5 protein-coding genes and 1 pseudogene are annotated in these 8,787 nt (G+C 72.4%); 2 read left to right on the top strand and 4 right to left on the bottom strand.

The features are described from left to right. Positions 1-111: 111 nt before the first annotated feature. Positions 112-2,154: an elongation factor G gene (gene fusA, locus ACFRAC_RS19605; RefSeq protein ID WP_382925237.1), complete on the bottom strand. Its 2,043-nt coding sequence runs from the start codon at positions 2,152-2,154 to the stop codon at positions 112-114. A 517-nt stretch (positions 2,155-2,671) separates the two neighbouring features. On the opposite strand from fusA, the gene ACFRAC_RS19600 reads away from it, so the two are divergent. Both ACFRAC_RS19600 and ACFRAC_RS19595 read left to right on the top strand, forming a co-directional pair. Beyond that, complete coding sequence (locus ACFRAC_RS19600; protein WP_382925235.1) at positions 2,672-4,087, top strand: MFS transporter; 1,416 nt, start codon at positions 2,672-2,674, stop codon at positions 4,085-4,087. Positions 4,088-4,324: 237 nt separating this feature from the next. Next, complete coding sequence (locus ACFRAC_RS19595) at positions 4,325-5,203, top strand: ABC transporter substrate-binding protein (protein WP_382925234.1); 879 nt, start codon at positions 4,325-4,327, stop codon at positions 5,201-5,203. A gap of 26 nt (positions 5,204-5,229) precedes the next feature. Here the strand turns inward: ACFRAC_RS19595 and ACFRAC_RS19590 are convergent, their stop codons facing one another. The 3 genes and pseudogenes from ACFRAC_RS19590 to ACFRAC_RS19580 all read right to left on the bottom strand — a co-directional run. Further along, on the bottom strand, positions 5,230-7,956 hold the full coding sequence (locus tag ACFRAC_RS19590) for a SpoIIE family protein phosphatase (RefSeq protein WP_382925232.1): 2,727 nt from the start codon (positions 7,954-7,956) through the stop codon (positions 5,230-5,232). Positions 7,957-8,060: 104 nt separating this feature from the next. Next, positions 8,061-8,195: a hypothetical protein gene (locus tag ACFRAC_RS19585; RefSeq protein ID WP_382925230.1), complete on the bottom strand. Its 135-nt coding sequence runs from the start codon at positions 8,193-8,195 to the stop codon at positions 8,061-8,063. A gap of 506 nt (positions 8,196-8,701) precedes the next feature. Next, positions 8,702-8,787 (bottom strand): annotated as a pseudogene (locus ACFRAC_RS19580) (IS5/IS1182 family transposase); the annotation flags it as partial.

Genomic DNA, 8,787 nt, shown 5'->3' with positions numbered 1-8,787 from the left:
CCGCCCCCGGCGGGGGGGGGGGGGGGGGGGGGGGGGGTGGGGTGTCGCCCCCCCCCCCCCCGCCGCCGCCCCGGGCCCCCCCCCCCGCCCCGGGGGGGGCCCCCCCCTCGCTCACCGGGTGCCCGTCGCCGCCGGGGCCGGGGCGTAGCCCGTGGGGCGGGTGGTGAAGGTGCCGCGGCCCTGGGTGCGGCTGCGCAACCGGGTCGCGTAGCCGAACAGTTCGGCGAGCGGCACCGTCGCCGTGACGACCGCCGCGCCCGCCCGGGTGACCGAGCCCGAGACGCGGCCGCGGCGTGCCGCCAGGTCGCCGAGCACGGTGCCGACGGCGTCCTCCGGCACGGTGACCGTCACCTCGGCGACCGGCTCCAGCAGCACCATCACGCAGGAGCGCAGGGCGTCGCGCAGGCCGAGGCGGCCCGCGGTGCGGAACGCGGTGTCGGACGAGTCCTTCACATGCGTCGCCCCGTCGGTGAGGGTGACGCGCACCCCGGTCACCCGGTGCCCGCCGAGCGGCCCCTCGCCGAGGGCGTCCCGGCAGCCGGCCTCCACGGCACGGACGTACTCCTGCGGCACCCGGCCGCCGACCACGGCCGAGCGGAACTCGAAGCCGGACCCGGCCTCCAGCGGCTCGACGTCGAGCACGACGTGCGCGAACTGGCCCGCACCGCCGTCCTGTTTGACGTGGCGGTGGACGAAGCCGCGCACGCCACTGCCGACGGTCTCGCGGTACGACACCCTCGGCCGCCCGACGGCGACGTCCAGGCCGCTCTCGCGCCTGATCCTCTCCACCGCGACCTCCAGATGCAGTTCGCCCCTCCCGGACAGCAGTGTCTGCCCGGTCTCCGCGTCGGTGCGCACCACCAGCGACGGGTCCTCCTCTGCCAGCCGGGCCAGCGTGGCGGCCAGCCGGTCCGTGTCGGTGGACCTGCGTGCCTCCACGGCGACCGACATCACCGGGTCGGCCACACCCGGCGGTTCCAGGACGAGGGGCGCGTGCGGCGCGCACAGCGTGGAGCCCGCGCGAGCCGACTTCAGGCCGACGACCGCGACGATGTCCCCGGCGACCGCCTGGTCGACCTGGGCGTGCCGGTCGGCCTGCACCCGCAGGATCCGCCCGATCCGCTCGGTGCGCCCGGCAGTCGTGTCCAGCACGGTGTCCCCCTTCCCGATCGTTCCCGAATACACCCGTACGTAGGTCAGCCGGCCGGTCGGCGTGGCGCTCACCTTGAACGCCAGCCCGGCGAAGGGCGCCGCCGGGTCGGCGGGCCGCTCCTCGTCCGTGTCCCGCGTGTCGTGGACCGGCGGTACGCCGAGCGGCGACGGCAGATACGCCACCACCGCGTCGAGCAACGGCTCCACACCGCGGTTGCGGTACGCCGAGCCGCAGAGCACGACGACGCCCTCCCCGGTGCGGGTGATCTCCCGCAGGGCGGCCGTCAGGGTCCCGGGCGACACGGTCCCCCGGGCGCAGAACTCCTCCAGCGCCTCGGCGTGCCGCTCGGCCACGGCCTCCTCCAGCAGGCGCCGGCGCCGCAGGGCCTCCTCGCGCAGGTCCCGCGGTACGTCCCCGACCGTACGGGTGCCGTCGTCGGCCCAGACCAGCGCCCGCATCCGTACGAGGTCGACGACCCCGCGGAAGCCGTCCTCGGTGCCGATCGGCAGCTGCACGGCAAGCGGCACCGGGTGCAGCCGTTCCCGGATCGACGCCACCGCCCGGTCGAGGTCCGCGCCCGCGCGGTCCAGCTTGTTGACGAAGGCGATCCTCGGCACGCCGTGCCGGTCCGCCTGCCGCCACACCGACTCGCTCTGCGGCTCGACGCCCGCGACGGCGTCGAACACGGCGACCGCGCCGTCCAGCACGCGCAGCGCCCGCTCGACCTCGTCGGCGAAGTCGACGTGCCCGGGGGTGTCGATGAGGTTGACGCGGTGCCCGTCCCAGTCGCAGCTCACGGCCGCGGCGAAGATGGTGATGCCCCGGTCGCGCTCCTGCGGGTCGAAGTCGGTGACGGTGGTGCCGTCGTGGACCTCGCCCCGCTTGTGGGTGGTGCCGGTGGCGTACAGGATCCGCTCGGTGACGGTGGTCTTGCCGGCGTCGACGTGGGCGAGGATGCCGAGGTTGCGGACGGCGGCGAGGGTGTGGGTGTGCGTGCGCACGGCCGGTGGCCTTTCGGATGGTCCGGAAAGAGGGCGGCGCGATGTCCCGGCGCACGGCAGCGCAGCCCCTGGCGGGCGGGCGCTGGTTCAGACGTGCGTCACGGGGTCCGGTGCCGGGCGCGCAGCGGGCACCGGGCGGCCGGGGACACCAGGATCACCTCGGTCCGGCGGGACCGGGGACGGGGAGCGGCGGTGGCGGCGTGAGCACGCACGGCCTGTCTCCCCTCGTCGTCGGTCGTGACGGCGCCGCCCGTCGCGGGCGGCGTCCTGCGGTGAGTGTAGGGACGGCGGACCGGGCCGTGCCACGTGTTTTAGCGGAGCCACGCGGCCGTCCCCGCGGGCACGGGAGCCTCACCGTCGTCTCACCTGACGAGATGAGCTTCCTGATGCATGAGATGTCTGAGAGTGTTCGATCTACCTGCACTGTGCACCCATCTCCGTGACGGGGGACGGGTGCCGCCGTGCGGGCCCGTCGGCACGCGCCGCCGCGCCCGTTCCCCCCTGGAAAGACCGAGAGATGTCCGCACCCACCAGCAGTCCCCCCGGGACCCCCGTCAACTCGCGGTCCCGTGTCCTCGTCGCCAGCCTCATCGGGACGACGATCGAGTTCTACGACTTCTACATCTACGCGACCGCGGCCGTCCTGGTGTTCCCGAAGCTCTTCTTCCCCAGCAGCGACCCGACGACAGCCCTACTGTCGTCGTTCGCGGTGTTCGGCGCCGCCATGGTCGCGCGCCCGATCGGCGCCATCGTCTTCGGGCACCTCGGTGACCGACTCGGCCGCAAGGGCACGCTGGTGACCTCGCTGCTCACCATGGGCATCGCCACCTTCCTGATCGGCGTGCTGCCCACCTACGCGCAGGCCGGCTGGGTCGCCACCGCCCTGCTGGTGCTGATGCGGCTGGCGCAGGGCTTCGCGCTCGGCGGCGAGTGGAGCGGCGCGGCCCTGGTCGCCACCGAGAACGCCCCGAGCGGAAAACGGGCCCTGTTCGGCACGTTCCCGCAGCTGGGCGCGCCGCTCGGCTTCATCATCGGCAACGGCCTGTTCCTGATCATGGGCGCGCTGATGCCGTCCGCCGCGGGCGCCGACCCGTCCCAGCCTTCGGACGCCTTCCTGAGCTGGGGATGGCGGGTGCCGTTCCTCTTCTCGGCCGTGATGGTGGCGATCGGCCTGTGGGTGCGGATGCGCCTGGTCGAGTCGCCGGTGTTCGCGAAGACCCGGGAGGCCGGGCTGGTGCGCAAGCTGCCGCTGGCGGCCGTGGTCCGCACGCACGGGAAGCAGCTGATCCTCGGCACCTTCTTCATGCTGGCGACGTACGTGCTCTTCTACCTGATGACCACGTTCTCGCTGAGCTACGGCCGGACCGCGACGGACGCCGCCGTGCCCGGACTGGGCTACAGCTACACCACCTTCGTCCTGATGATGATCTTCGGTGTGCTGTTCTTCGCGGTGTTCACCCTGGTCTCCGGCCCGCTCGCCGACCGCTACGGCCGCCGCACCACCCTGGCCTGGGTCACCGCGGCGATCGTCGTCTTCGGGCTGGTGTGGGTGCCGCTGATCGGCCTGGGCACGCTCGGCGTGGTGCTGTGGCTGGTGCTGGGCTTCACCCTGATGGGCATGACGTTCGGCCCGATGGGCGCGCTGCTGCCGGAGCTGTTCCCGACGAGCATGCGCTACACCGGGTCCGGCATCTCGTACAACGTCAGTTCGATCCTCGGCGCCGCGGTGGCCCCGTTCATCGCGGTGGCCCTGTGGGAGGCGGGCGACGGTTCGCCGTGGCTCGTCGGCGTCTACCTCTCCTCGATGGCGGTGCTGACGCTGATCGCCCTGCTGGTGGGCAAGGAGACGAAGGACGTACGGCTGGAGGAGGGCGAGTCCGCCACGACTCCGGCCCCCGCCCGCGAAGAGGTCGACGCCCCCGGGGCCCCCTGAGCTCTCCCCCCAGCACCATCGAGGCCCCGGCCCCCCGCGTCCGTCACCGGACGCGGGGGGCCTCGGCTTGCTCGCGGCACCCACGGGCGTCGGCGCTCCGGCGGCTCCGGCGGCTCCGGCGGCTCCGGCGGCTCCGGCGGCTCCGGCGGCTCCGGCGGCTCCGGCGGCTCCGGCCACCGTACGGCCCTGTGTGATTTATGGTGAATCAAGCAGTTTGCCCCTACCGGAGGTGCAATGATGCGCGCCGCGGTCGCGATCGTCTCTCTGGCTGTCAGCGGGGCGATCATCGCCGCGACCTCGGCATGCGACCAGGACGGATCGCGGTCGTCGAAGGTCCGCTACGGCGACTGCGATGTCTCGGGGCGGCGCGGGGAGTTCCACCTGACCCCCGAGACGGCCGGGGCGCTCACGGTCAAGACGACCCTGCCCGCGCCGGGCTGGTGGAACGGTGACACGCCGCAGTCCGTCAGGAGCGGCTACGAGTACTGCATGGCCGCCAACATCGCCTACCGGTCCGGACTCGACCGGGTCGCGGTCGAGAACGCCCCCTTCCCGGAGGTCGTGTCCGGCCGGACCAAGGACTTCGACCTGGCCCTGGCGCAGATCACGATCACTCCGGAGCGCAGCAAGGTCGCCAAGTTCTCCCCGCCGTACCTCTCCTCCAGCCTCGGGCTGCTGATCAGGGAGGGCGAGCGGATCGACGAGGACAACATCAGCGACGTGCGCATCGGGGTGGCCGAGGGCACCACGGGCGAGCAGTTCGTGGAGGACCGCATCAAGCCGGTCGAGCCCGTCAAGGCCTACGCCAACGACCCGGAGATGATCAGGGCACTGGAGGACGGGCGGATCGACGCGGTCGTCCACGACACGACCATCCTGCTGCCGTACGCCCAGAAGGAGGGCAGCAGGGTGAGCCTGGTGGGCCAGTACCGGACCGACCAGGGCTACGGCGCCCTGTACCCGATGGGCTCACCCAACCGGGCCGAACTGGACCGGGTCATCCGACAGCTGATCGACGACGGGACGCTCGCCAAACTGTCGGCCGTCTATCTCGGGGCCGCCTTCGGCCGGGACCCGGCCAAGATCCCGTACCTCACGGTCCACGAGAGCCCCTGACCGGGGCAGGGCGGTCCCCTGCCGCGTCACAGGTCGAGGAGTCCGCTCAGGTCCCCGCTGGCCTCACCGTCGAGGCCCAGCTCGGCCCAGATGATCTTGCCCCGGTCGGTGTACCGGGTCCCCCAGCGGCGGGACATCTGCGCGACGAGGAACAGACCGCGGCCCCCCTCGTCGGTGAAGGTGGCCCGGCGCAGGTGCGGGGAGGTGCTGGTGCCGTCGGCGACCTCGCAGATCAGGCCGTCGTGATCGCGCAGCAGCCGCAGACCGATGGGGCTCCGGCCGTACCGGATGGCGTTCGTCACGAGCTCGCTGAGGATCAGCTCGGTGGTGAAGGCCGCCTCGCCCAGCCCCCAGGACTCCAGCCTGTGTCCGGCCTCCGCACGGATCCGGGGGACGGCGGCGGGGTCGCTGGGCACGTCCCACTCCGCGACCTGGTCGGGGGCGAGGAGCCGGGTTCGCGCGACGAGCAGGGCGACGTCGTCGCTCGGCCTGGTGCGCAGCATCGCGTCGAGCACCGCCTGGCACGTGTCGTCCAGACTGGCGCCGTGCGTGGCGGCCAGCGCCTCCCGCAGCATGCCGAGCCCGACGTCGATGTCACGGTCCCGGGCCTCGACCAGGCCGTCGGTGTACAGGACCAGCCGGCTGCCGGCGGCCAGCCGGAGCTCGACGGTCTCGACGGGCAGCCCCGCCCCCACGCCGAGCGGCGGGGCGGGAGGGATGTCGGGGAAGGTCACGAAGCCGTCGGGCGAGACGAGCGCCGGTCCGGGGTGACCGGCCCGGGCGACGACGCACAGCCCGGGGACCGGGTCGTAGACCGCGTACAGGCAGGTGGCCCCGGCGACGGCCTCGGTGTCGCCCTCGACCGCCGCGTCATGGTCGATCCGGGTGATGAGGTCGTCCAGGTGCGCGAGGAGTTCGTCCGGCGGCAGGTCCAGCGCGGCGAAGTTGTGCACGGCGGTCCTCAGACGGCCCATGGTGGCGGCGGCGTGGAGGCCGTGTCCGACGACGTCGCCCACCACGAGGGCCACCCGGGCCCCGGGGAGGGGGATGACGTCGTACCAGTCACCGCCCACCCCGGCCTGCGCGGGCAGATACCGGTGCCCGACCTCCAGGGCGGACAGCTCGGGAAACGTGCCCGGCAGCAGGCTGCGCTGCAGGGTGACGGCCGTGGTGTGCTCCCGGGTGTAGCGGCGCGCATTGTCGATGCACACGGCGGCCCGGGTGGCGAGCTCCTCCGCGGGGGACACGTCGTCGGCCTCGAAGGGGTCCTGCTCCGAACGCCAGAACTGCACGACGCCCAGCAGCTGTCCCCGGGCGCGGAGCGGCACGGCGATCATGGAGTGCATCCCGTAGGCGATGAAGCGCCCCGCCTGCTCAGGGTCCTGGGCCCGCCAACCGTCGGCCGCGGCGAGGTCGGCCACCAGGACCGGCCGGCCGGTGGTGACGCCGGTGGTGACGGGGTTGCCGGGTCGGTAGCGGATCAGCGTCCCGACAGGGCGGAAGGGCGGGTCGTCCCGGATGCCGGCGACCGCGACGCGGCGCATCTCCGTGCTCACCCCCGTGGGTTCGTCGCCGTGCAGAACGGACTTCACCAGCTCGACGGTGGCGAAGTCGGCGAAGCGTGGCACGGTCACCTCGGTCAGCTCCTCGGCGGTGCGCCCGATGTCGAGGGTGGTGCCGATCCGGGTGCCGGCCTCGTAGAGCAGTTGCAGACGCCCGCCCGCCACGTCCGCGCGGCCGGCGAGCGCGCGGAGCTCGGTGGTGTCCCGCAGGGTGGCCACGCAGCCCGCGCGCGGGCCCACCGGTCGCACATTGACCGCGAGCAGGGTGTCACCGGCCAGGATAACCTCATCGGTGACGGCCCGGCCCGATTCCAGCAGGTCGACAAGGGCCGGGCTCAGACCGAGTTCGCTGACCGGCCTGCCCTCGGCGTCCGGGGGCAGGGCCAGCAGCCGCCGCGCCTCGTCGTTGGCCAGCAGCAGCCTTCCGTCGCCGTCGAGGATGAGCACACCCTCCCGGACCGCGTGCAGCACGGCGTCGTGGTGCTCGTACATACGGGTCATCTCGATCGGCCCGAGCCCCCGGGTCTGCCGCCGCAGACGCCCGCTGACCAGCGCCGATCCGCCCGCGGCCAGCAGCAGTGCGACACCGCCGGCGGCGAAGATCACCGGCAGCTGCTCCTGCACCACACCGGTCACCTTGTCGACCGTGACCCCCACGGTGACGAGGCCGACGGCGGTGCCCTTGTCGTTGAAGACGGCCACCGTCGAGTCGACCGCCTTCCCCAGGCTGCTGTCGAAGGTGGTCTGGTGGGGCTTGCCTTCGAGCGCCTTGCCGTAGGAGGTGGAGACGTGTTTCCCGATCTGGTCCTTGTCCGGGTGGGTCCATCGGAAGCCGTACGGGCTCAGCGCCACGACGTAGTCGACACCGGTCTTCTTGCGCACCGCCTCGGCGTGCGGCTGGAGCTCGGCCGTCGGGTCGTCGCTCTCCATCGCCTCCGCGGTGCCCCGGGCGTTCGCGAAGGCCTCGGCCGTCACCAGTGACCGGTCCTTGGCCTCCTGGAGCGCGCGGTTGCGGTCCTGGATCACGAGGGCCGCCACAGCCGTGGCGATCAGCAGCAGGACCACGACCAACTGGAGCAGGAAGACCTGACCGGCGACGCTGCGCGGCTTCCGCCACGACAGCACGCGTCGGCCGGCCGAAGGGTGCCGGGCCTTCGGGGCGGCTTCCGGCGCCCCGCCCTGCGGGGGCACGCGGTCACCCTGTCGGCTCGCTGGGGCGTATCGCCCTAGTTTGCCCATTTCCTCAGTATCAGCGACCAGGGAAGCGGGCGCGGCTCAGGGCGGGGCGATCGTGTTCAGCGTTCGGCGAGTGTCTCGATCTCCGTGGTCACCGACGCGCCACGCATAAGCACCGGGAGCCACAGCAGACACGCCAGCAGCGGTACGGCGGCGTAGGCGGCCATGCCCGCACTGGAGCCCAGTCCGTCCATGAGCGTGCCGAGGACGATAGCCGGTGCCGATGAGCACCGACTCCATGAGGCGATCACGGACAGCGGGCCCGCCCGATGGCGCGACGGCACCGTCTCGTCCAGCACGTTGCCCACGGGCACCGCGGTGATCTCGGGAATGCCGACCGGGGCCAGTAACGCGGTAGAGGATGAACACGCCGAGCCGGAAGAGGGAGTTGGCGAGGACGGCGTACGCGTAGATGGGGCGGGTGACGCCGCGTGCCGCTTCGTCGACCGCAACCAGTCCACCGAGGGCCCCCGTGGCGGTCGTAGGGCGCCCCCGGTCGCTCCGAAGCCCCACACGAAGGAAAGGCCCCCGAAACGACGAATTACCGGTGATTCATGTGACTCGACCGGTAATCGTTCCGCTGTGTGGGACGTTCACGAGTTCCCTTTGACCAGGCGCAACAGAGCCAATTGATGTTGAGATTCCCGCGAGTCGCAAGATCACTCCCCAAGTGAATGCGCATGCATTTTATTGAGCTTCTTCAGCGTTGCATCTCCAGTGTGAGGACGGCTTTGGCGATTGACGTCATGCGGTTGGGGCTGCAGCGGGATCTGCGGAAGATTCGCC

This window comes from Streptomyces sp. NPDC056628 (assembly GCF_042792555.1).
GTDB lineage: Bacteria > Actinomycetota > Actinomycetes > Streptomycetales > Streptomycetaceae > Streptomyces.
This window is presented reverse-complemented; position numbering and strand designations above follow the sequence as displayed.

Coding starts and splice junctions, on each gene's coding strand:
- ACFRAC_RS19595 (WP_382925234.1), top strand. CDS start 4,325: ATGCGCGCCGCGGTCGCGATCGTCTCTCTGGCTGTCAGCGGGGCGATC.
- ACFRAC_RS19585 (WP_382925230.1), bottom strand. CDS start 8,195: ATGGACGGACTGGGCTCCAGTGCGGGCATGGCCGCCTACGCCGCCGTA.
- ACFRAC_RS19600 (WP_382925235.1), top strand. CDS start 2,672: ATGTCCGCACCCACCAGCAGTCCCCCCGGGACCCCCGTCAACTCGCGG.